This window comes from Salmonella sp. 32031103-2018-00083-FB-01-SM-01 (assembly GCF_017571995.1).
Taxonomy (GTDB): Bacteria; Pseudomonadota; Gammaproteobacteria; order Enterobacterales; family Enterobacteriaceae; genus Salmonella; species Salmonella enterica.
In genome coordinates this window covers 782,516-804,716 of the sequence record NZ_JAGEQL010000001.1, presented here as the reverse complement: position 1 = coordinate 804,716, position 22,201 = coordinate 782,516, and the positions used below count along the sequence as shown (strand labels likewise).

Here is a 22,201-nt window from a genome sequence, read left to right as displayed (position 1 = left end):
TTCTCTCGCTTTCGCTCAAGTCGAACCTTAATCGAAGGTTCTCACCCTTCCCCGACAAGTGCAAACTTCTGCATTGCTCATCAAGTTAACTACATCGCTGTAGTGAATAATGGTGGTGGGGGAAGGATTATTCGTCGCTTCGCTCCTCAACCTACGGGCCGTTGCCGTTGGCAACGTTCTCTCGCTTTCGCTCAAGTCGAACCTTAATCGAAGGTTCTCACCCTTCCCCGACAAGTGCAAACTTCTGCATTGCTCATCAAGTTAACTACATCGCTGTAGTGAATAATGGTGGTGGGGGAAGGATTCGAACCTTCGAAGTCGATGACGGCAGATTTACAGTCTGCTCCCTTTGGCCGCTCGGGAACCCCACCACGGGGTAATGCTTAATACTGGCCTGCTTCCTTTCGGGAAGCGGGGCGCATCATATCAAATGACACGCCGCTGTAAAGCATTCCTTTGCCTGAAATGAACTGTTTGCGTACTTTTCATCCGTAACGGATTAAAGCTAATCAATTCATATTACTGACGATTAAAGAATAATCGTCCGATTGCCGTAAACAAAGACCCGCTGTGCCAGAACCTGATACAGCGCGCGGCTTAATACGTTTTTCTCAACGTCGCGCCCGGCACGCATCATATCTTCTGCGGTGTAAGTGTGATCGACGTGAATCACGTCCTGCATAATGATTGGGCCTTCATCCAGATTATCATTCACATAGTGCGCGGTAGCGCCGATGATTTTCACGCCGCGCTCATAGGCCTGATGATAAGGGCGCGCGCCGATAAATGCCGGCAGGAATGAGTGGTGGATATTGATAATTTTGTTCGGAAAGCGCGCCACAAAACCTGGCGTCAAAACACGCATATACTTGGCCAGCACCACATAGTCCGGTTGATGAGCATCAATGGCGTCCGCCATCTTCGTGTCATGCTCTTCACGCGTTAATCCCTCATGGCTGACCAGTTCGAAAGGAATCTCAAAACGTTCAACCAGCGAGCGTAACGTTTCATGGTTGCCAATGACCGCAGCGATTTCAACATCCAGCCCGCCATAGTTGGCTTTCATCAGCAGGTCGCCCAGACAATGCGCCTCTTTGGTAACCAGAATCACTACCCGACGGCGTCCGGCGGGATTGAGTTCACGAACAGAGCCTTCCGGTAAGGCGCTGTCCAGATCGGCCAGAAGAGTGGAATCATTGAAGATGCCTTCCAGCTCGGTCCGCATAAAAAAGCGTCCGGTGCGATGGTCCACAAATTCATTGTTTTGCACAATATTAAGCTCGTGCTTATAGCAAATGTTGGTAATCCGCGCGATAAGGCCTTTTTGGTCGGGACAAATAGTACGCAGAACTTTACGTTGTAGTGATTGCATTGCCGGAAAAATCCTGTTGAGAGTGTTTGTTGTATCGATACTGTCAGGCATCACTGGCCGCAGCACTTTTTAAATTTTTTGCCTGAACCGCACGGGCAGGGATCATTTCGACCCAACTGCGGGCGGGTACCGTCAATATAATACCACTGACCGTTTTCTTTGATAAAACGAGAGCGTTCGATAATCGCCCCGGTTTTCCCTTGTTCGGAAAAGCGCGCGATAAAACTAACATACCCTGTATTTTCTGCTTCTGACCAGGTATGTTCAAAAATAGTCAGGCCGAGCCACCTGGTATTGGCAAATCCGGCGATGATATCATCACGAAACGCGGCCGCATTGCAGGTTGGATGCCAGCTCTTAATTAAGTAATCTGCGTCTTTCATCACAAAAGCGCAGTAACGAGAGCGCATGAGATGTGACGGATCGGGTGCTACTCGTTCTCCGGACACAATACGACCACAACATAGGCTATACTCGTCAGCGCTACCACAGGGACAAGGCTGAGACACAATAATCTCCCTGAATATAAAAAACGGCGTTGAACGCCAGGGTGGCATTATGTTAACTGAGCAGTGGCGATGTTGCTACGTCTTGAAGCCAGGGGAAGTCGTTAAGTACGATGAGAAAAATGAAAATAGGGCTGGCGCTGGGATCTGGCGCAGCGAGAGGATGGTCTCATATTGGGGTCATCAAAGCCCTCAAGCAAACAGGCATTGATATTGATATCGTTGCGGGATGCTCAATAGGTTCACTGGTCGGCGCCGCGTATGCCTGTAATAAATTATCGGCGCTTGAACAGTGGGTATGTTCATTCCGCTACTGGGATGTTTTACGCCTGATGGATGTATCCTGGGGCAGAGGAGGGTTGCTTCGCGGCGAACGTGTATTTAATCACTATCGGGATATTATGCCCGTTACGGATTTTGACCACTGTTCAAGACGTTTTGGCGCGGTCGCGACGAATCTTAGCACGGGACGAGAGCTATGGTTTACTGAAGGCGATCTACACCTTGCCGTACGCGCGTCGTGCAGTATGCCAGGGCTGATGTCTCCGGTTGAACATAACGGTTACTGGCTGGTAGATGGCGCAGTCGTTAATCCGGTACCTGTTTCGTTAACCAGGGCGCTAGGGGCTGATATCGTTATTGCGGTAGATCTGCAACATGATGCCCACCTCATGCAGCAAGATTTGCTCTCTGTAAATGTCGGGAATATCAATGAAGAGAGCGATGATGCGCTGCCCTGGCATAAGCGTTTAAAAGAACGTTTCAGTAGCCTGACTTCACGCCGTGGCGTGAGTTCGCCTGGGGCAATGGAAATCATGACAACCTCCATTCAGGTGTTGGAAAATCGTCTTAAACGTAACCGTATGGCTGGCGATCCGCCTGATATTCTCATTCAACCATTCTGTCCGCAAATCTCTACGCTGGATTTTCATCGCGCCCATGCCGCTATTGCGGCGGGTCAGTTAGCCGTAGAGAAAAAGATGGACGAACTTATACCCTTGGTGCGTACCGACGTTTAATGTACCTTTTACGATCACTTAAGCAAATTCTGACAGGCGCAAGCGGCAATACCATGCCACTATTGATTAAAGCCAGTCAGGGGAGAGAACATGACGCAGCCATTGGTCGGAAAACAGATTCTTATTGTTGAAGACGAGCCTGTATTTCGCTCGCTTCTGGATTCGTGGTTTTCCTCTTTGGGAGCGACAACGGCATTGGCAGGCGACGGGGTGGATGCCCTGGAGTTGATGGGGCGTTTTACCCCTGATCTCATGATATGTGATATCGCTATGCCGAGAATGAACGGTCTCAAACTGGTAGAAAACTTACGTAATCGCGGAGACCAGACGCCTATTCTGGTTATTTCCGCAACAGAAAATATGGCGGATATCGCCAAAGCGTTACGCCTTGGGGTTGAAGATGTCTTGCTGAAGCCGGTAAAAGATCTCAACCGCTTGCGGGAAACCGTATTCGCTTGCTTATACCCTAATATGTTTAACTCGCGGGTTGAAGAAGAAGAACGCCTGTTTCGTGACTGGGATGCAATGGTGAGTAATCCGACCGCCGCAGCGCAATTGTTGCAGGAATTGCAGCCCCCGGTACAGCAGGTGATTTCTCATTGCCGCATTAATTACCGGCAGCTCGTCTCCGCCGATCAGCCTGGACTGGTGCTGGATATTGCGCCGCTATCTGATAACGAACTGGCATTTTATTGCCTGGATGTCACCCGGGCGGGCGATAACGGCGTGTTAGCCGCATTGTTGCTGCGGGCGCTATTTAACGGCTTATTGCAGGATCAGCTCGGCCAACAAAAGCACCGTTTACCGGAGTTAGGCGCGCTATTAAAACAGGTAAATCATCTGCTCAGACAAGCCAATTTACCTGGGCAATTCCCGCTATTTGTCGGCTACTATCACAGTGAGCTCAAAAATTTGATTCTCGTCTCCGCCGGATTGAACGCCACCTTAAATACGGGCGCTCATCAGGTTCAAATTAGCAGCGGCGTGCCGCTAGGAACATTGGGTAACGCCTACCTTAACCAATTAAGCCAGCGTTGCGACTCATGGCAGTGTCAAATATGGGGCGCAGGAGGGCGTCTGCGATTGATGTTGTCTGCGGAATGACCAAACGGAAGAGTGAGCGGAAATTGCTTTACCGGCCTTTCCCGACGAGTGTTACTATCTGCGGCAGATTTATAAGTATTTGTCTTAATTATACCAATATAAGTCCTTTTTGGACCTGAGGCTTGTTCTGGTACTGATATACTGGAACACGATACAGATTAATGAACACGTTCAATACATGAACAGTCCAGGAGAATTTTAAATGGCTGCCCTTAATTCGAAAGTCAAAAAAGCCGTTATCCCGGTCGCGGGATTGGGAACCAGGATGTTGCCAGCGACCAAAGCTATCCCGAAAGAGATGCTGCCGCTGGTTGATAAGCCATTAATTCAGTACGTCGTGAACGAATGTATCGCTGCTGGCATTACTGAAATCGTGCTTGTGACGCACTCGTCTAAAAACTCTATTGAAAACCACTTTGATACCAGTTTTGAGCTGGAAGCGATGCTGGAAAAACGCGTTAAGCGTCAGCTTCTGGAAGAGGTCCAGTCTATTTGCCCTCCGCATGTCACTATTATGCAGGTACGTCAAGGGCTGGCAAAAGGCCTGGGCCATGCCGTATTGTGCGCGCATCCCGTTGTCGGAAACGAACCTGTCGCTGTTATTCTGCCAGACGTTATTCTTGACGAATATGAGTCCGACCTGTCTCAGGATAACCTGGCTGAAATGATCCGCCGTTTCGACGAAACCGGCAATAGCCAGATTATGGTTGAGCCAGTAGAAGATGTGACTGCATACGGCGTGGTCGATTGTAAAGGCGTTGAGCTGGCACCGGGCGAAAGTGTGCCGATGGTTGGCGTGGTTGAAAAACCAAAAGCGGATGTCGCGCCGTCTAACCTTGCGATTGTCGGGCGTTATGTGTTGAGCGCGGATATCTGGGCGTTGCTGGCGAAAACCCCTCCGGGTGCCGGGGATGAAATTCAGTTGACCGATGCTATCGATATGCTGATCGAAAAAGAAACGGTTGAAGCCTACCACATGAAGGGTAAAAGCCATGACTGTGGTAATAAGTTAGGATATATGCAGGCATTCGTTGAATATGGCATCCGTCATAATTCGCTGGGTGCTGAATTTAAAGCCTGGCTTGAAGAAGAAATGGGTATTAAGAAGTAACGATACGTTATAAATTTTTTAACAGAAGCGCTGGTAAATCCGGCGCTTTTTTTATGCCCGGGGTCGTCAGCGGAGAACTCAGGCAAAAAAAATCCCGCCAGCGGCGGGATTTTAAGCATCCAGGAAGTAAATTATTCCTTGATCAGGAAATCTTCCAGTTGCTTACCTTGTTCTTCCATTGCTTTTTTGATTACAGCCGGTGTACGACCCTGGCCAGTCCAGGTTTTAGTTTCACCGTTTTCGTCAACATAGCTATATTTAGCCGGACGAGCTGCGCGTTTAGCTTTGGTGCCGGATTTAGCGGCAGCCATGCTATTCAGCAGTTCATTCGGGTCAATGCCGTCGGCAATTAACATTTCACGATACTGTTGCAGTTTACGAGTGCGTTCTTCCACTTCAGCAGCAGCAGCGCTTTCTTCTTCACGACGCTCATTAACGACAACTTCTAATTTTTCCAGCATTTCTTCAAGCGTTTCCAGAGTACATTCTCTTGCCTGCGCACGAAGAGTACGGATGTTGTTCAGAATTTTAAGTGCTTCGCTCATTGTAGTAATCTCAAACTTATATTGGGGTGGTTTGTTGAGCTAATAATAGAGCGATAAATTCAGTTGTGCAATAGCCAGGAATGTAAGGAATTCAAAATTACGCTTTATTAAGCACACGTTTTAATTATCTCAACTTAAATTTTCCTTGAGGCGCCGCACAAAAAAGAGCTTATTGGCAGGGGGGATACTCACCGTCTGTCGCTAAAAATTTAGGAGTCAGGTCACATTTTATCATGATGAAATACGATCTCATTGCTGAGATATCAATCTCTTGTATTAGATTTCCTTACAAGAAAACCCTATTACTTTGCACCGGGTATGAGTAACGGTAACAATAAGTACAAGGTTTTCATATTGGCGGGTGATGATAAGCATTGTTGATGAATTTTAACGGCATAATTTGTGAAGGAATGTGTATATACCCTTCATACTTCAAGTTGCTTATGTGTTGGCTACGCTCGCTCACCCCAGTCACATAGTTATCTATGCTCCTGGGGACTCACTCCCTTGCCGCCTTTAAGCAACTCGAATTATTTTGGGTATAGTGAGCGATGTTTGTACAATTCTTAATACTCACCGGAGCGCGAGCCGCGCCGTCGCGTCGGTAAATTATGGTACAATCCCGCCAATCTTTATTTCACTCAGGTGAGGTCCTGCGACCAATGGCACAGCTATATTTCTACTATTCGGCAATGAATGCGGGTAAGTCGACTGCACTGCTGCAATCTTCATACAATTATCAGGAACGCGGGATGCGTACCGTCGTATATACGGCGGAAATCGACGATCGTTTCGGCGCAGGCAAAGTCAGCTCTCGTATCGGTTTGTCGTCGCCGGCAAAATTGTTTAACCAAAATACATCCTTGTTTGAAGAGATTCGTGCCGAGAGCGCGCGGCAGACAATACATTGCGTGTTAGTCGACGAAAGCCAGTTTTTGACTCGCCAGCAGGTTTATCAATTATCCGAGGTTGTCGACAAATTAGATATTCCAGTACTCTGCTATGGGCTACGAACAGACTTTCGTGGGGAGCTCTTTGTCGGCAGCCAATACTTGCTGGCATGGTCAGATAAGCTGGTGGAATTAAAAACTATCTGTTTCTGCGGTCGTAAAGCCAGTATGGTTCTGCGACTTGATCAGGACGGCAGGCCTTATAACGAAGGCGAACAGGTGGTTATTGGCGGGAATGAACGCTACGTTTCAGTTTGCCGTAAGCATTATAAGGACGCGCTGGAGGAGGGCTCACTGACGGCGATTCAGGAGCGTCATCGGCACATATGATACCTGAGGTAAAGATCGGCTTATAAAACGCCCTGTAGCGCTTTGGAGGTCATTATTCAGGCCTCCTGACGAAGCGCGTGCCGTGAGCACGTAGGCCAGATGATCAGCATAGCGCCTTCAGGCATCAGGTAAACAGGTAAAACAAAAAAACGGCCTCAATTGAGGCCGTTATTGTCATGCTAAAGCAGATAACGAATTAAGCGGATTTTTTCGCTTTTTTCTCTGCTTTCGGTGCGGCAACGACGTCTTTCTTCGCTGCAACTTCACCTTCGGTGAAATCACGACCGTAGTAGGTATCCAGCAGAATCTGTTTCAGTTCGGAGATCAGCGGATAACGCGGGTTAGCGCCGGTGCACTGGTCATCGAAGGCATCTTCAGACAGTTTGTCAACGTGTGCCAGGAAGTCAGCTTCCTGCACGCCTGCTTCACGGATAGACTTAGGAATACCCAGCTCAGCTTTAATGCTTTCCAGCCATGCCAGCAGTTTTTCAATCTTAGCGGCGGTACGGTCGCCCGGCGCGCTCAGGCCCAGGTGGTCAGCAATTTCAGCGTAACGACGGCGTGCCTGCGGACGATCGTACTGGCTGAAAGCGGTCTGCTTGGTCGGGTTGTCATTCGCGTTGTAGCGGATAACGTTACAAATCAGCAGGGCGTTCGCCAGACCGTGCGGAATGTGGAACTGAGAGCCCAGTTTGTGCGCCATGGAGTGACATACACCGAGGAAGGCGTTGGCAAACGCGATACCGGCGATAGTCGCTGCACTGTGAACACGTTCACGCGCAACCGGGTTTTTAGACCCTTCGTGGTAAGACGCCGGCAGGTTTTCTTTCAGCAGTTTCAGAGCCTGCAGAGCCTGACCGTCAGAGAACTCAGAAGCCAGTACGGAAACGTAAGCTTCCAGGGCGTGAGTTACCGCATCCAGACCACCGAACGCACACAGGGACTTCGGCATATCCATCACCAGGTTGGCATCGACAATCGCCATATCCGGGGTCAGGGCGTAGTCAGCCAGCGGATATTTCTGACCGGTTGCATCGTCGGTCACAACCGCAAACGGTGTGACTTCAGAACCGGTACCGGAAGTGGTGGTGACGGCGATCATTTTCGCTTTCACGCCCATTTTCGGGAACTTGTAGATACGTTTACGGATGTCCATAAAGCGCAGCGCCAGTTCTTCGAAGTGAGTTTCCGGATGTTCGTACATGACCCACATGATTTTCGCCGCGTCCATCGGGGAACCACCGCCCAGCGCGATGATCACGTCCGGTTTGAAGGAGTTAGCCAGCTCAGCGCCTTTGCGAACAACGGAAAGCGTCGGGTCGGCTTCAACTTCGAAGAAGACTTCGGTTTCAACGCCAGCCGCTTTCAGCACAGAGGTGATCTGGTCTGCGTAGCCGTTGTTGAACAGGAAGCGGTCAGTCACGATGAGCGCACGTTTGTGGCCATCAGTAATCACTTCATCCAGCGCGATGGGCAGAGAGCCACGGCGGAAGTAGATAGATTTCGGAAGTTTGTGCCACAACATGTTTTCAGCTCGCTTAGCAACGGTTTTCTTGTTGATCAGGTGTTTCGGACCAACGTTTTCAGAGATGGAGTTACCACCCCAGGAACCACAACCCAACGTCAGGGAAGGTGCGAGTTTGAAGTTGTACAGATCACCGATACCACCCTGAGAGGCCGGGGTGTTGATCAGGATACGCGCGGTTTTCATCATCTGACCGAAGTAAGCAACGCGTTCTGGCTGGTTATCCTGGTCAGTGTACAGGCAGGAGGTGTGACCGATACCGCCCATAGCGACCAGTTTTTCTGCTTTTTCTACCGCTTCTTCGAAATCTTTCGCACGATACATCGCCAGAGTCGGAGACAGTTTTTCGTGTGCGAACGGTTCGCTTTCATCAACGACCGTAACTTCACCGATCAGAATCTTGGTGGTTTCTGGTACGGAGAAGCCTGCCAGTTCAGCGATTTTGTAGGCTGGCTGACCAACGATAGCGGCGTTCAGAGCGCCATTTTTCAGGATAACGTTTTGAACCGCTTTCAGTTCCTGGCCCTGCAGCATGTAGCCGCCGTGGCTGGCGAAACGTTCGCGAACGGCATCATAGACGGAATCAACAACGACAACAGACTGTTCAGAAGCACAGATTACGCCGTTATCGAAGGTTTTAGACATCAGAACAGACGCCACAGCGCGTTTGATATCAGCGGTTTCATCAATGACAACCGGGGTGTTGCCTGCGCCTACGCCGATAGCAGGTTTACCGGAGCTGTATGCTGCTTTAACCATGCCTGGACCGCCCGTCGCAAGGATCAGGTTAATATCCGGGTGGTGCATCAGCGCATTAGACAGTTCTACGGAAGGTTGATCGATCCAGCCAATCAGATCTTTCGGCGCGCCGGCAGCGATAGCCGCTTGCAGAACGATGTCTGCCGCTTTGTTGGTTGCTTCTTTAGCGCGCGGATGCGGAGAAAAGATGATGGCGTTACGGGTCTTCAGGCTAATCAGCGATTTGAAGATCGCGGTAGAGGTCGGGTTAGTGGTTGGAACGATACCGCAAATAATGCCGATAGGTTCAGCAATGGTGATGGTCCCGAAGGTGTCGTCTTCAGACAGCACGCCGCAGGTTTTTTCATCTTTATAAGCGTTGTAAATATATTCAGAAGCGAAGTGGTTTTTAATCACTTTGTCTTCGATGATACCCATACCGGATTCGGCGACGGCCATTTTGGCCAGCGGAATGCGGGCATCAGCGGCTGCCAGAGCGGCGGCACGGAAGATTTTGTCGACCTGTTCTTGAGTGAAACTGGCATATTCACGCTGGGCTTTTTTTACACGCTCTACGAGTGCGTTAAGTTCAGCGACATTAGTAACAGCCATAATGCTCTCCTGATAATGTTAAACTTTTTTAGTAAATCATCTGCGCGATACGTGAGTATAGACAGATCGACGATACTTTGTATAAATGCCTGAAATTCAGGTGGTTACTTAACGTCCGTTTCGCTCTGATTTACTAAAAGAGCTTCTGCGTTAGTATCATTTAACTCTAACGCGTTACGTCCAGGTGGCGTAAGCAAGATTACTCACTTCTGAGTAGCGATTGTGTGATCTAAATCAAGATTACGCAAAGCTGACACCTTTCAGCAGGCCATTTTAGCCTTTTATGTAAATTGTTAAGAAATCGTTGTCATGAAGAGTAAGTGGATTAGCATAACGAGTACATATAAATAACAGCGATGAATGGATGAAATTAGGTGTAGATAAGAGGTGAACTATGCGAATAAAAGGCGTATCTTCTGCGCGTTTTGATCATTAACGAACATTGACTTCATCCGGCTAACGCTTCGGAGCTAACCGTGATTCAACCGCTTTTTGATTTTCCTGTTTACTTTAAGTTCTTTATCGGGCTCTTTGCGCTAGTTAACCCGGTGGGGATTATCCCCGTTTTCATCAGCATGACCAGCTACCAGACGGCCACGGCGCGTAATAAAACTAACCTCACCGCGAATCTGTCGGTTGCGATTATCTTGTGGAGTTCCTTATTCCTCGGCGATGGCATCCTGCAACTCTTTGGTATTTCTATTGATTCGTTCAGAATTGCGGGCGGTATCCTGGTTGTCACCATTGCAATGTCGATGATCAGCGGGAAGCTGGGGGAAGATAAACAAAACAAGCAAGAAAAGTCAGAGACGGCCATACGCGAGAGCATTGGCGTTGTGCCGTTAGCGCTGCCGTTAATGGCAGGGCCAGGGGCGATTAGCTCCACTATCGTCTGGGGGACGCGTTATCACAGCATCGCGCATTTGCTTGGTTTTTCAGTTGCCATTGCGCTTTTTGCGCTTTGCTGCTGGGGCGTGTTCCGTATGGCGCCGTGGCTGGTTCGTTTGCTGGGGCAAACCGGTATCAACGTTATTACCCGAATCATGGGGTTGTTGTTAATGGCGCTCGGCATCGAATTTATTGTCACAGGAATAAAAGGCATTTTCCCCGGCTTGCTCAACTAAACTCCCACCTGTTGATTTACAGGCGGCGCCCTAAGGGGCCGCCTTGTGACATTTCCAGTGACATTCCCACGTAACACTTCTTACTTTGATAAGCATTCAGCGTTTAAATGATAAAAAATACTAATATAATCTAACGATATTTATTTTTATTAATCAAACTATTACCAACATTACTGAGTCCGTGAGAAGCGGTAGGTCTGTTATTTTATTCACACCATACTCTGGGGCTTGATGAAGGATTATTGAAATGTTATTAGTTGTTTCAGCTCCATCGTAGATGAATGTGCTAAATAATGAGCATTTGTTAAATTTGTGTGTGTTTTCTGGCGAAGGCATGATCTACGATGTGACAGTGAGATGATCTTCTTTCAAATTATTGATTATAAAGAATAAATTAAAGCTTTTTAACATTCTTGAACTGTTTTTCTGGGCAGGAAATTTTCCATAAAAGAGAATTGGTTAACAAAATTGTAAAATGAATTGGCGGTTCAGAAACGCATTTGATACTTTTCGGCCAAACATTTTGCAGAAGATTTCACATTGTTGATAACTATTTTCATTTACATGGTTGTCAGAAATAACGTGCGACGTGGGCAGGTACGTCGTATACCGAATCGACGAAAGGCGATCGAACGAATCGTCAGAATAAATAAAGTCGGTGATAGCAAAAGCAGTGACAGACCTGGCAGTACACCACCAGTGCTGTACAGGAGCCCTGACGGGATTAAACAGGCTGGTAAAAACCAGTAATTATAATGAGTGGAGTACAAACACAATGTCTAACATCACGAAAAAAAGTTTGATTGCAGCGGGAATACTCACTGCGCTCATCGCCGCCAGCGCCGCGACTGCGGCAGACGTGCCCGCCGGCGTTCAGTTAGCCGACAAGCAAACGTTGGTACGTAATAACGGATCAGAAGTGCAGTCTCTCGACCCGCATAAAATTGAAGGCGTGCCGGAATCGAACGTCAGCCGTGATCTCTTTGAAGGCTTATTAATTAGTGATGTCGAGGGGCATCCTTCACCGGGCGTCGCGGAAAAATGGGAGAATAAAGATTTTAAAGTCTGGACATTCCATCTACGTGAAAATGCGAAATGGTCAGATGGTACGCCTGTCACCGCCCATGATTTCGTTTATAGCTGGCAACGCCTGGCCGATCCTAATACGGCATCGCCGTACGCCAGCTATCTGCAATACGGTCATATCGCTAATATCGATGACATTATCGCCGGTAAAAAACCCGCCACCGATCTGGGGGTAAAAGCGCTTGATGATCACACCTTTGAAGTGACCTTAAGTGAGCCGGTGCCTTATTTCTACAAATTGTTGGTCCATCCTTCAGTGTCTCCTGTACCGAAATCAGCGGTCGAAAAATTTGGCGATAAATGGACGCAACCGGCCAATATTGTCACTAACGGCGCTTATAAGTTAAAAAACTGGGTGGTGAACGAACGTATCGTGCTGGAGCGTAACCCGCAATACTGGGATAACGCCAAAACCGTCATCAATCAGGTAACTTATTTGCCTATCTCTTCGGAGGTGACGGATGTCAACCGCTACCGCAGCGGCGAGATCGATATGACTTATAACAATATGCCGATCGAATTATTCCAGAAACTGAAAAAAGAGATCCCGAATGAAGTTCGCGTAGACCCTTATTTGTGTACCTATTATTACGAAATTAATAATCAAAAAGCGCCATTTAACGATGTCCGCGTGCGTACCGCGCTGAAACTGGCGTTAGATCGCGACATTATTGTTAATAAGGTTAAAAATCAGGGCGATTTACCCGCTTATAGCTACACGCCGCCGTATACCGATGGCGCAAAACTGGTAGAGCCTGAGTGGTTCAAATGGCCCCAGCAAAAGCGTAATGAAGAAGCGAAGAAATTGTTGGCTGAAGCCGGCTTTACGGCGGATAAGCCCTTAACATTCGACCTGCTGTATAACACCTCCGATCTGCATAAAAAACTGGCCATTGCCGTGGCGTCTATCTGGAAGAAAAATCTGGGCGTCAATGTGAATCTGGAGAATCAGGAATGGAAGACCTTCCTGGACACCCGTCATCAGGGCACCTTTGATGTCGCCAGAGCCGGGTGGTGCGCAGATTATAATGAACCGACCTCGTTCCTGAATACCATGTTGTCCGACAGTTCAAATAACACCGCGCATTATAAGAGCCCGGCGTTTGATAAGCTGATTGCCGACACGCTGAAAGTGGCGGACGATACGCAGCGCAGCGAACTCTACGCTAAAGCGGAGCAGCAGTTAGATAAAGACTCGGCTATTGTGCCGGTGTATTACTACGTTAACGCGCGCCTGGTGAAACCCTGGGTGGGCGGGTATATCGGTAAAGACCCGCTGGATAATATTTATGTGAAAAACTTATATATTATCAAACATTAATGGCAAGACATGGGACAACTGCGGTTGTCCCATGGTGTCTTTTTTCATCGCACTATAACGTTCCCTGGCGGATCTGTTTGTCACGTCCGGGAAGTAAAGGCACAGGCCAGAAGGTACGGGCAATGTTGAAATTTATTTTACGCCGCTGTCTGGAAGCGATTCCGACGCTGTTTATTCTTATTACCATCTCTTTCTTTATGATGCGCCTCGCGCCGGGGAGTCCTTTTACCGGCGAGCGCGCATTGCCGCCGGAAGTGCTGGCCAATATTGAAGCAAAATATCATCTGAACGATCCTATCATGACGCAGTACTTCAGCTACCTGAAGCAGCTGGCGCATGGCGATTTTGGACCATCGTTTAAATACAAAGATTACACGGTCAACGATCTGGTTGCCGCCAGCTTCCCCGTTTCGGCGAAACTTGGCGCCGCCGCTTTTTTACTGGCGGTCATTATTGGTGTCAGCGCTGGCGTGATTGCCGCGCTAAAGCAAAATACGCGATGGGATTATACGGTGATGGGATTTGCCATGACCGGCGTCGTTATCCCCAGTTTTGTGGTAGCGCCGCTACTGGTGATGGTCTTTGCGATAACCTTGCAATGGCTGCCTGGCGGCGGCTGGAACGGCGGGGCGTTAAAATTTATGATCCTGCCGATGGTCGCGCTTTCACTGGCCTATATTGCCAGCATCGCTCGTATTACGCGCGGCTCAATGATTGAAGTTCTGCATTCGAACTTTATTCGTACCGCGCGGGCAAAAGGATTACCGATGCGCAGAATCATCTTCCGCCATGCGTTAAAACCTGCGCTGCTGCCGGTTTTATCCTATATGGGGCCAGCCTTTGTCGGCATTATTACCGGCTCAATGGTGATTGAAACTATTTATGGCTTACCGGGCATTGGGCAGCTTTTCGTTAATGGCGCGCTCAACCGCGATTACTCGCTGGTGTTAAGTTTGACCATTTTAGTCGGGGCTCTGACCATATTGTTTAACGCCATTGTCGATGTGCTCTATGCCGTTATCGACCCGAAAATTCGCTATTGATACTGGAGCTCGCGATGATGTTAAGTAAGAAAAACAGCGAGACGCTGGAAAATTTCAGTGAAAAGCTGGAGGTGGAAGGTCGCAGCCTTTGGCAAGATGCCCGTCGGCGCTTTATGCATAACCGTGCGGCGGTGGCCAGTCTTATTGTCCTGTTTCTGATAGCCTTATTCGTGACAGTGGCTCCTATGCTGTCGCAATTTACCTATTTCGATACCGACTGGGGCATGATGTCCAGCGCGCCGGATATGGCGTCCGGTCACTATTTCGGCACTGACTCTTCCGGGCGCGATCTGTTGGTGCGCGTTGCCATCGGCGGGCGTATCTCATTGATGGTCGGGATTGCCGCCGCGCTGGTGGCGGTCATTGTTGGAACGCTGTATGGCTCGCTGTCCGGCTATCTGGGCGGCAAAATTGATTCTGTGATGATGCGGTTGTTGGAGATCCTCAACTCGTTCCCGTTTATGTTCTTTGTGATTTTGCTGGTGACGTTTTTTGGGCAGAACATTCTGTTGATTTTCGTCGCCATCGGCATGGTCTCCTGGCTTGATATGGCGCGTATCGTGCGTGGCCAAACCCTAAGTCTTAAACGTAAAGAGTTCATCGAAGCCGCGCAGGTGGGTGGTGTGTCGACCGCCAGCATTGTGATCCGCCATATTGTGCCTAACGTCCTGGGCGTAGTGGTAGTGTATGCATCGTTGCTGGTGCCCAGCATGATTCTGTTTGAGTCTTTCCTCAGTTTCCTGGGGCTTGGGACGCAGGAACCGTTAAGCAGTTGGGGAGCGTTGTTGAGCGATGGCGCAAATTCAATGGAAGTCTCACCGTGGCTGCTGCTGTTTCCGGCTGGCTTTCTCGTGGTGACGTTATTCTGTTTTAACTTTATTGGCGATGGCCTGCGTGATGCCCTCGACCCGAAAGATCGTTAAGGAGTACAGCCATGAGCTTATCAGAAACCGCAACTCAGGCGCCGCAATCGGCGAATGTACTGCTGGAGATAAACGATCTTCGTGTTACGTTCGCTACGCCTGATGGTGATGTGACGGCGGTCAACGATCTGAACTTTACGCTTCGCGCTGGAGAAACGTTAGGTATTGTTGGCGAGTCTGGATCGGGGAAATCGCAAACGGCGTTCGCATTAATGGGACTGCTGGCGACGAATGGTCGAATCGGCGGTTCCGCGACCTTTAACGGACGTGAAATTCTTAATCTACCTGAGCGCGAACTGAATACGCTGCGCGCAGAACAGATTTCGATGATTTTTCAGGACCCGATGACCTCGCTAAATCCTTATATGCGCGTTGGGGAGCAGTTAATGGAAGTCCTGATGCTGCATAAAGGAATGAGCAAAGCGGAAGCTTTTGAAGAGTCCGTCAGAATGCTGGATGCCGTAAAAATGCCGGAAGCGCGCAAACGGATGAAAATGTACCCGCACGAATTTTCCGGCGGAATGCGTCAACGTGTGATGATTGCGATGGCGCTGTTGTGCAGGCCGAAACTGCTTATTGCCGATGAGCCTACCACCGCGCTTGATGTTACCGTGCAGGCGCAGATTATGACCTTGCTTAATGAGCTAAAGCGCGAATTTAATACCGCCATTATCATGATTACCCACGATCTGGGTGTGGTCGCGGGTATTTGCGATAAGGTCCTGGTAATGTATGCCGGGCGTACCATGGAATACGGTAAGGCGCGCGATGTCTTTTATCAGCCCGTTCATCCGTATTCGATAGGCCTGCTTAATGCGGTGCCGCGTCTGGATAGCGAGGGGGCGGAAATGCTGACGATTCCGGGCAATCCTCCCAATTTATTGCGTTTGCCTAAAGGGTGTCCGTTCCAGCCGCGTTGTCCTCATGCGATGGAGATCTGCAATAATGCGCCGCCACTTGAAGCGTTCAGTCCTGGTCGCTTGCGCGCCTGTTTTAAACCGGTGGAGGAACTGCTATGAATGCTGTGATTGAACAACGTAAAGTTCTCCTCGAAATCGCCGATCTAAAAGTACATTTTGATATCAAAGAAGGGAAGCAGTGGTTCTGGCAACCGCCGAAAACTCTGAAAGCGGTGGACGGCGTTACGCTACGCCTGTATGAAGGCGAAACGCTGGGCGTGGTGGGGGAATCCGGCTGCGGCAAGTCGACGTTTGCGCGCGCCATTATTGGTCTGGTGAAGGCGACAGACGGTAAAGTCGCCTGGCTGGGAAAAGATCTGCTGGGCATGAAAGCGGATGAGTGGCGCGAGGTGCGCAGCGATATCCAGATGATTTTCCAGGACCCGCTGGCGTCACTCAACCCGCGAATGACGATTGGCGAAATTATCGCTGAACCGCTGCGCACTTATCATCCTAAACTTTCGCGCCAGGACGTGCGTGACCGCGTGAAAGCCATGATGCTGAAAGTGGGGCTGCTGCCGAATCTCATTAACCGTTATCCCCATGAATTTTCCGGGGGGCAGTGCCAGCGCATCGGTATCGCCCGGGCGTTGATCCTGGAACCTAAGCTTATTATTTGCGATGAGCCGGTGTCGGCGCTGGACGTTTCTATTCAGGCGCAGGTGGTGAATTTGCTCCAGCAGTTACAGCGAGAGATGGGGCTGTCGTTGATTTTTATTGCGCACGATCTGGCGGTCGTAAAGCACATATCCGATCGTGTCCTGGTGATGTATCTCGGTCATGCGGTAGAATTGGGCACCTATGATGAGGTGTACCATAACCCACTGCATCCTTATACCAAAGCGCTGATGTCGGCGGTACCGATTCCCGATCCCGATCTGGAGCGAAATAAGAAGATACAATTGCTGGAGGGCGAATTACCTTCGCCCATTAACCCGCCTTCCGGCTGCGTGTTCCGTACACGCTGTCCGCTAGCCGGGCCAGAATGCGCGCAAACGCGACCGGTGCTGGAAGGGAGTTTTCGCCATGCCGTTTCCTGCCTTAAAGTAGACCCGTTATAATCGCAAGGGCTGACAATTCGTCAGCCCTTCTTTTAGGTGAGGTTACCGTGTCACTTTCTTTGTCGTCGGTTCGCCGTCGTCTTTATCATAATCTGTTCGATTTGACTACGCGCTCAGGTCGCCGTTTTGAAGGGTTATGCGCGCTGTTTGCGCTGCTTAGCGTACTGGTCATTTTTGTTGAATCAGGCGTAGGAACGGAATATCACCTGACATTTGATGAATGGCATATTTTTGTCTGGCTGGAGCTCTGCGTTACCCTGATATTTACCGGTGAATACTTGCTCAGACTGTTTAGCTGGCCCGACCCGACAAAATACGTTTTTAGTTTTTGGGGATTTATTGATCTGGTGACGATTTTGCCGCTGTACGTCATGTGGCTGTGGCCGGAAATTAGCCTGAACTATATGTTTGCCTGGCGTGCTATGCGAGCGATTCGCGTGCTGCGTATTCTTAAACTGCTACGCTTTATGCCATCTCTGCGCGTATTCTGGAGCGCCATTATTAGCGCGCGTCATCAGCTTATTCTGTTCTATTCATTTATTGCGATCGTGATGATTATTTTCGGTGCCCTGATGTATCTTATTGAAGGACCGAAATATGGCTTCACGACGCTTAATGCCTCGGTGTATTGGGCGATAGTGACAGTCACAACCGTGGGGTACGGTGATATTACGCCGCATACGCCGCTGGGACATATTGTCGCGTCGGTGCTTATTTTGATTGGTTATTCGGTGATTGCGATTCCTACAGGACTGATTACCACGCACATGAGCAGCGCGTTTCAAAAACGTCACTGGCAGCGAAAATGTCCGCAGTGCCAGCAAAGCCAGCATGAACATAGCGCGCAATATTGTAACCGATGCGGCAGTAAGCTACCGGATTAAACAGGCTTGCCGGAGGGCGCAATCAAACGCCATCCGGCCTGAACCGCTTATTCGCGCCAGAGAATATGGCACAGCTTGTGGTCCTTTTCCCGGCACAGCAGAACGCGGGCAAAAATGTCGTTAATTTCGCCGTCTTCGGTATCCGCCAGGCCAATCACCACCTCGGCAAAAAAGTCTGGATTCAGGTCAAAATCGACGTGCTCTTGCCAGTCTTCAGCGGGATCAAACAACTCCGCGCCGCCGCGCTCCTCGAATTGCAAATTGAACAGAATGATATCAGCCGGATCAAGATTATCCGCCGCCAGCTCAAGAAAAATATCGTAAGCCTGCTCAAGCGTTTCGTCTTCAGTCAGGCGATTGTTCAGATCCATTTCCATAGTGACTACCTGTTTACTCATGTTGGTCACGTTTTACAGCAATGGACTAAAGAAGTAAAACAATCGCTCGGTAATACGCTGCCATAACGGACGTTTTACCCACAAACGCGCATCTAACAGGCGGGAGCGCGAAATATAATCGTCCTGTACCGCAGCCAGATCGGCGCCGAAACCCGTATCATCAATGACCAGCGTAATCTCGAAATTAAGCCACAGGCTACGCATGTCGAGATTCACGGTACCGACCAGGCTCAGTTCGCCATCGACCAGTACGCTTTTGGTATGCAACAGCCCGCCTTCGAACTGATAGATTTTCACGCCCGCCGCCAGTAACTCGCTGAAAAAGGCGCGACTGGCCCAGCCGACGAGCAGTGAATCATTTTTACGGGGCAGGATAATACTGACATCCACGCCGCGCTGCGCAGCGGTACAAATGGCGTGCAGCAGATCGTCGCTGGGGACGAAATATGGCGTGGTCATAATTAAATATTCGCGCGCAGCATAGGTGGCGGTTAATAGTGCCTGGTGAATGAGATCCTCCGGAAAACCAGGACCGGAAGCAATGGTATGAATGGTATGCCCGCTGGCCTGCTCAAACGGCATAATATTCACATCCGGCGGGGGAGGCAGAATGCGTTTACCCGTCTCAATTTCCCAATCGCAGGAGTAAACAATCCCCATTGCTGTCGCCACGGGGCCCTCCATCCGCGCCATTAAATCGACCCATTGCCCAACGCCGGCATCCTGTTTGAAAAAACGCGGGTCCACCATATTCATACTGCCGGTATAGGCGATGTAATTGTCAATCATCACCATTTTACGGTGCTGGCGAAGATCCATACGGCGTAAAAAGACGCGCATCAGATTCACCTTCAGCGCCTCTACGACTTCAATGCCAGCGTTACGCATCATGGCCGCCCAGGGGCTGCGGAAGAAAGCGACGCTACCCGCGGAGTCCAGCATAAGCCGGCAGTGGATGCCGCGGCGGGCGGCGGCCATTAACGATTCAGCGACCTGATCCGCCATGCCGCCTGGCTGCCAGATGTAAAACACCATTTCGATATTATGCCGCGCCAGTTGGATATCGCGAATAAGCGCCTGCATGACATCATCGGAGTCGGTAAGCAATTGCAACTGGTTGCCTTTGACGCCCGCAATCCCCTGACGTCGTTCGCACAGCTTAAACAAGGACGATGCGACGCTACTGTTTTCTTGCGCGAAAATGTGTTTGCAGGCTTTGAGGTCATTCAACCATTTGGCGGTAGACGGCCACATGGCGCGGGCACGCTCGGCGCGACGTTTGCCTAAATGCAATTCGCCCACGGACAAATAGGCGATGATCCCGACCAGTGGAAGGATATAGATGATTAATAACCAGGCCATTGCGGAGGGAACTGCGCGCCGTTTCATTAGAATACGTAATGTGACGCCGGCAATGAGAACCCAGTATCCCAAAATGACCAGCCAACTCACCACGGTGTAGAAGGTTGTCATAACTTTAAAAATCCTTTAGAAAGCGTGTTGTTAAGAGTTTACGCGTCAGGATTCACATGGCAAATAAAAACACGGGAAAAGCGCTGGTCTGCATCCGGCGAGGGGGTATAATGGCGCTTCTGTTACAGTGAGAGTCGTAAACATGAAGCGTAGTAGAACGGAAGTGGGGCGCTGGCGAATGCTACGTCAGGCGAGCCGCCGTAAAGCGCGTTGGCTTGAAGGGCAATCACGCCGTAATATGCGTATCCATACCATCAGGAAATGCATCTTTAATCGTCAGCGTAATTCATTACTCTTTGCGATTCACGGTGTGTGAGCCAGAAAGGGCACCGTATGCGGTGCCCAACAGGCCATCCTTTTCAAAAGATCTTCTTATATGGTTTGACCGAAACCTGTGCATAGACGCCCGCTGCGACGTAGGGGTCCGCATCAGCCCAGGATTGCGCCGCTTCTAAAGATTCAAATTCAGCAATCACCGTTGACCCGGTAAATCCGGCTACCCCAGGATCGTTACTGTCCACTGCGGGCATCGGCCCGGCAGTTAATAATCGCCCTTCATCATGTAGAAGTTGCAGGCGCGCCAGATGCGCGGGCCGTACCGAGAGGCGTTTTTCAAGCGAGTTGGCATTATCCTGAGCGTAAATAACATACAGCACGGGTAGAGCTCCTTAATCGGCAAAAGTTGCTGATTACGTTATTGGAAAGGGCATTTAACTGCAATGTAAAGATACCGACTTTGTTAAACATGCACATTTTGTGTGGTGTTTTTGTGCGATATCATCTTTTAAATGCCGCTATCGGCAATGCCTTATTGAATATGATTGCTATTTGCATTTAAAATTCAGCTCTGGTTTTTCAACTGAAACGATTATGACTTCAATGACCCTTGATTTACCTCGTCGCTTTCCCTGGCCGACACTCCTTTCCGTAGGCATTCATGGTGCTGTAGTGGCAGGTTTGCTCTATACCTCGGTACATCAGGTTATTGAATTGCCTGCGCCAGCGCAGCCTATCACGGTGACAATGGTTTCACCCGCTGACCTGGAGCCGCCCCAGGCGGTTCAGCCGCCGCCGGAGCCAGTGGTTGAACCCGAACCGGAGCCAGAGCCGATCCCTGAACCGCCTAAAGAAGCGCCCGTGGTGATTGAGAAACCCAAACCTAAGCCAAAACCCAAGCCAAAACCGAAACCGGAACCGGTGAAAAAGGTTGAAGAGCAGCCGAAGCGCGAAGTCAAACCGGCTGCGCCGCGTCCTGCCTCACCGTTTGAAAATAGCGCCCCGGCGCGGCCAACAAGCAGCACCGCGTCGGCGACCAGCAAGCCGGCGGTGAGCGTGCCCACTGGGCCTCGCGCTCTGAGCCGTAACCAGCCGCAGTATCCGGCGCGAGCACAGGCGTTACGTATTGAAGGCCGCGTAAAGGTGAAGTTTGACGTGACCTCTGCTGGGCGAGTGGAAAATGTACAGATTCTGTCCGCGCAGCCGGCCAATATGTTTGAGCGTGAAGTTAAGAATGCGATGCGCAAATGGCGCTATGAAGCAGGCAAGCCGGGTTCCGGGCTGGTGGTCAATATTATCTTCCGTCTGAACGGTACGGCGCAGATTGAGTAATCTCTGGCGCCGCCAGTAGGAATATTACCATCACCTGCTGGCGGCGTAAGCGGGTATACTTAACCCTGAACCGGGAGCGGGCGAGGTTTACCGTCCGGATCGACGGCAACATAAATAAACAGCGCCTCGGTGGCCTTGTAGCGCTGTCCAATCGGTTCTGACGCGACTTTTTTCACCCAGACTTCAATATTGATGCTAATAGACGTCGTGCCGCGTTTAACGCAGCGCGCGTAGCAGCATACGACATCGCCAACCGCGACGGGGCGCAGAAATGTCATTCCTTCCACGCGTACGGTTACAACCCGACCGTGCGCGATCTCTTTGGCCAGTATCGCGCCGCCAATATCCATTTGCGACATCAGCCAGCCGCCAAAAATATCGCCGTTCGCATTGGTATCGGCAGGCATGGCCAATGTACGTAAAACCAGCTCGCCCTGAGGAGTATTATCCATTGTTGTCATTGTAAAACCGACTATCAGAAAAAATTACAGCCGCGATGCTACTATGAA

The 22,201-nt window shown here is 49.9% G+C and carries 21 protein-coding genes, 1 tRNA gene and 2 other RNA genes (1 of these 24 only partly in view); 13 read left to right on the top strand and 11 right to left on the bottom strand.

What is annotated here, in order from left to right; translation table 11 throughout:
* The 5 genes from J4614_RS03965 to J4614_RS03945 form a co-directional block, all read right to left on the bottom strand.
* Positions 1-66, bottom strand: a non-coding RNA gene (locus J4614_RS03965) — RtT sRNA; it reaches 166 nt to the left of the window's first position.
* A 44-nt stretch (positions 67-110) separates the two neighbouring features.
* A non-coding RNA gene (locus J4614_RS03960) (RtT sRNA) lies at positions 111-242 on the bottom strand.
* Positions 243-286: 44 nt separating this feature from the next.
* Positions 287-371, bottom strand: a tRNA-Tyr gene (locus J4614_RS03955).
* A 158-nt stretch (positions 372-529) separates the two neighbouring features.
* Positions 530-1,372, bottom strand: a complete 843-nt coding sequence (purU, locus tag J4614_RS03950; protein WP_001191156.1) for a formyltetrahydrofolate deformylase — start codon at positions 1,370-1,372, stop codon at positions 530-532.
* Between the two features lie 50 nt (positions 1,373-1,422).
* The gene (locus J4614_RS03945) at positions 1,423-1,881 is read right to left on the bottom strand and encodes a YchJ family protein (RefSeq protein WP_001540172.1); all 459 of its coding nucleotides are present in this window, start codon (positions 1,879-1,881) and stop codon (positions 1,423-1,425) included.
* A gap of 110 nt (positions 1,882-1,991) precedes the next feature.
* On the opposite strand from J4614_RS03945, the gene rssA reads away from it, so the two are divergent.
* The 3 genes from rssA (at position 1,992) to galU (ending at position 5,112) form a co-directional block, all read left to right on the top strand.
* Positions 1,992-2,897: a patatin-like phospholipase RssA gene (gene rssA, locus J4614_RS03940; protein WP_001230575.1), complete on the top strand. Its 906-nt coding sequence runs from the start codon at positions 1,992-1,994 to the stop codon at positions 2,895-2,897.
* Positions 2,898-2,987: 90 nt separating this feature from the next.
* Positions 2,988-4,001 carry a two-component system response regulator RssB gene (gene rssB / locus J4614_RS03935; protein ID WP_000193432.1) on the top strand — a complete coding sequence of 338 codons (1,014 nt, stop codon included), beginning with the start codon at positions 2,988-2,990 and terminating at the stop codon, positions 3,999-4,001.
* A gap of 202 nt (positions 4,002-4,203) precedes the next feature.
* Positions 4,204-5,112 carry a UTP--glucose-1-phosphate uridylyltransferase GalU gene (gene galU / locus J4614_RS03930; RefSeq protein WP_000729450.1) on the top strand — a complete coding sequence of 303 codons (909 nt, stop codon included), beginning with the start codon at positions 4,204-4,206 and terminating at the stop codon, positions 5,110-5,112.
* 131 nt (positions 5,113-5,243) lie between these two features.
* Here galU and hns read toward each other — a convergent pair whose 3' ends face one another.
* Positions 5,244-5,657: a histone-like nucleoid-structuring protein H-NS gene (hns, locus tag J4614_RS03925; RefSeq protein WP_001287383.1), complete on the bottom strand. Its 414-nt coding sequence runs from the start codon at positions 5,655-5,657 to the stop codon at positions 5,244-5,246.
* Positions 5,658-6,319: 662 nt separating this feature from the next.
* Here hns and tdk point away from each other — a divergent pair.
* Complete coding sequence (gene tdk / locus J4614_RS03920) at positions 6,320-6,937, top strand: thymidine kinase (protein ID WP_000068097.1); 618 nt, start codon at positions 6,320-6,322, stop codon at positions 6,935-6,937.
* 196 nt (positions 6,938-7,133) lie between these two features.
* Here tdk and adhE read toward each other — a convergent pair whose 3' ends face one another.
* Positions 7,134-9,812, bottom strand: coding sequence for a bifunctional acetaldehyde-CoA/alcohol dehydrogenase (adhE, locus tag J4614_RS03915; protein WP_000301625.1), 2,679 nt, complete (start codon positions 9,810-9,812; stop codon positions 7,134-7,136).
* A gap of 476 nt (positions 9,813-10,288) precedes the next feature.
* On the opposite strand from adhE, the gene J4614_RS03910 reads away from it, so the two are divergent.
* From J4614_RS03910 to J4614_RS03880, 7 genes are all read left to right on the top strand, one after another.
* Positions 10,289-10,936 carry a YchE family NAAT transporter gene (locus J4614_RS03910; RefSeq protein WP_000615840.1) on the top strand — a complete coding sequence of 216 codons (648 nt, stop codon included), beginning with the start codon at positions 10,289-10,291 and terminating at the stop codon, positions 10,934-10,936.
* A gap of 775 nt (positions 10,937-11,711) precedes the next feature.
* Positions 11,712-13,343: an oligopeptide ABC transporter substrate-binding protein OppA gene (gene oppA, locus J4614_RS03905; protein WP_208293071.1), complete on the top strand. Its 1,632-nt coding sequence runs from the start codon at positions 11,712-11,714 to the stop codon at positions 13,341-13,343.
* Positions 13,344-13,465: 122 nt separating this feature from the next.
* Positions 13,466-14,386 (top strand): oligopeptide ABC transporter permease OppB, encoded by a 921-nt coding sequence (gene oppB / locus J4614_RS03900; protein WP_000911097.1) that lies wholly within the window; start codon positions 13,466-13,468, stop codon positions 14,384-14,386.
* Between the two features lie 14 nt (positions 14,387-14,400).
* Entirely contained in the window at positions 14,401-15,309 is a 909-nt protein-coding gene (gene oppC / locus J4614_RS03895; protein ID WP_000979653.1) for an oligopeptide ABC transporter permease OppC, read from the top strand.
* A gap of 11 nt (positions 15,310-15,320) precedes the next feature.
* The gene (locus tag J4614_RS03890; protein ID WP_138019999.1) at positions 15,321-16,328 is read left to right on the top strand and encodes an ABC transporter ATP-binding protein; all 1,008 of its coding nucleotides are present in this window, start codon (positions 15,321-15,323) and stop codon (positions 16,326-16,328) included.
* Positions 16,325-17,329 carry a murein tripeptide/oligopeptide ABC transporter ATP-binding protein OppF gene (oppF, locus tag J4614_RS03885; RefSeq protein WP_000994698.1) on the top strand — a complete coding sequence of 335 codons (1,005 nt, stop codon included), beginning with the start codon at positions 16,325-16,327 and terminating at the stop codon, positions 17,327-17,329. Before J4614_RS03890 ends, oppF begins: the two co-directional genes overlap by 4 nt.
* Positions 17,330-17,376: 47 nt before the next feature.
* Positions 17,377-18,213, top strand: a complete 837-nt coding sequence (locus tag J4614_RS03880) for an ion transporter (RefSeq protein ID WP_138019998.1) — start codon at positions 17,377-17,379, stop codon at positions 18,211-18,213.
* Positions 18,214-18,260: 47 nt separating this feature from the next.
* Here the strand turns inward: J4614_RS03880 and J4614_RS03875 are convergent, their stop codons facing one another.
* A complete protein-coding gene (locus J4614_RS03875) occupies positions 18,261-18,590 on the bottom strand; it encodes an HI1450 family dsDNA-mimic protein (protein WP_000425070.1) in 330 nt (109 codons plus the stop codon).
* Between the two features lie 33 nt (positions 18,591-18,623).
* On the bottom strand, positions 18,624-20,084 hold the full coding sequence (gene cls / locus J4614_RS03870) for a cardiolipin synthase (RefSeq protein ID WP_000206886.1): 1,461 nt from the start codon (positions 20,082-20,084) through the stop codon (positions 18,624-18,626).
* Positions 20,085-20,226: 142 nt separating this feature from the next.
* On the opposite strand from cls, the gene J4614_RS03865 reads away from it, so the two are divergent.
* The gene (locus J4614_RS03865) at positions 20,227-20,400 is read left to right on the top strand and encodes a YciY family protein (protein ID WP_001531561.1); all 174 of its coding nucleotides are present in this window, start codon (positions 20,227-20,229) and stop codon (positions 20,398-20,400) included.
* Positions 20,401-20,443: 43 nt separating this feature from the next.
* On the opposite strand, the gene J4614_RS03860 is transcribed toward J4614_RS03865, so the two are convergent.
* Positions 20,444-20,740: a YciI family protein gene (locus J4614_RS03860; RefSeq protein WP_000967605.1), complete on the bottom strand. Its 297-nt coding sequence runs from the start codon at positions 20,738-20,740 to the stop codon at positions 20,444-20,446.
* Between the two features lie 223 nt (positions 20,741-20,963).
* Between J4614_RS03860 and tonB the strand changes: the two genes are divergently transcribed.
* Positions 20,964-21,692: a TonB system transport protein TonB gene (gene tonB, locus J4614_RS03855; protein ID WP_001525247.1), complete on the top strand. Its 729-nt coding sequence runs from the start codon at positions 20,964-20,966 to the stop codon at positions 21,690-21,692.
* A 59-nt stretch (positions 21,693-21,751) separates the two neighbouring features.
* On the opposite strand, the gene yciA is transcribed toward tonB, so the two are convergent.
* A complete protein-coding gene (gene yciA / locus J4614_RS03850; protein ID WP_000210317.1) occupies positions 21,752-22,153 on the bottom strand; it encodes an acyl-CoA thioester hydrolase YciA in 402 nt (133 codons plus the stop codon).
* Between the last annotated feature and the right edge of the window lie 48 nt (positions 22,154-22,201).

Bases quoted from the DNA above. Each gene is read 5' to 3' on its own strand.
- hns (WP_001287383.1), bottom strand. From the start codon at position 5,657: ATGAGCGAAGCACTTAAAATTCTGAACAACATCCGTACTCTTCGTGCG.
- oppB (WP_000911097.1), top strand. From the start codon at position 13,466: ATGTTGAAATTTATTTTACGCCGCTGTCTGGAAGCGATTCCGACGCTG.
- oppF (WP_000994698.1), top strand. From the start codon at position 16,325: ATGAATGCTGTGATTGAACAACGTAAAGTTCTCCTCGAAATCGCCGAT.
- rssA (WP_001230575.1), top strand. From the start codon at position 1,992: ATGAGAAAAATGAAAATAGGGCTGGCGCTGGGATCTGGCGCAGCGAGA.
- yciA (WP_000210317.1), bottom strand. From the start codon at position 22,153: ATGACAACAATGGATAATACTCCTCAGGGCGAGCTGGTTTTACGTACA.
- purU (WP_001191156.1), bottom strand. From the start codon at position 1,372: ATGCAATCACTACAACGTAAAGTTCTGCGTACTATTTGTCCCGACCAA.
- tdk (WP_000068097.1), top strand. From the start codon at position 6,320: ATGGCACAGCTATATTTCTACTATTCGGCAATGAATGCGGGTAAGTCG.
- J4614_RS03865 (WP_001531561.1), top strand. From the start codon at position 20,227: ATGAAGCGTAGTAGAACGGAAGTGGGGCGCTGGCGAATGCTACGTCAG.
- adhE (WP_000301625.1), bottom strand. From the start codon at position 9,812: ATGGCTGTTACTAATGTCGCTGAACTTAACGCACTCGTAGAGCGTGTA.
- cls (WP_000206886.1), bottom strand. From the start codon at position 20,084: ATGACAACCTTCTACACCGTGGTGAGTTGGCTGGTCATTTTGGGATAC.
- J4614_RS03890 (WP_138019999.1), top strand. From the start codon at position 15,321: ATGAGCTTATCAGAAACCGCAACTCAGGCGCCGCAATCGGCGAATGTA.
- tonB (WP_001525247.1), top strand. From the start codon at position 20,964: ATGACCCTTGATTTACCTCGTCGCTTTCCCTGGCCGACACTCCTTTCC.
- oppC (WP_000979653.1), top strand. From the start codon at position 14,401: ATGATGTTAAGTAAGAAAAACAGCGAGACGCTGGAAAATTTCAGTGAA.
- rssB (WP_000193432.1), top strand. From the start codon at position 2,988: ATGACGCAGCCATTGGTCGGAAAACAGATTCTTATTGTTGAAGACGAG.
- galU (WP_000729450.1), top strand. From the start codon at position 4,204: ATGGCTGCCCTTAATTCGAAAGTCAAAAAAGCCGTTATCCCGGTCGCG.
- J4614_RS03875 (WP_000425070.1), bottom strand. From the start codon at position 18,590: ATGGAAATGGATCTGAACAATCGCCTGACTGAAGACGAAACGCTTGAG.
- oppA (WP_208293071.1), top strand. From the start codon at position 11,712: ATGTCTAACATCACGAAAAAAAGTTTGATTGCAGCGGGAATACTCACT.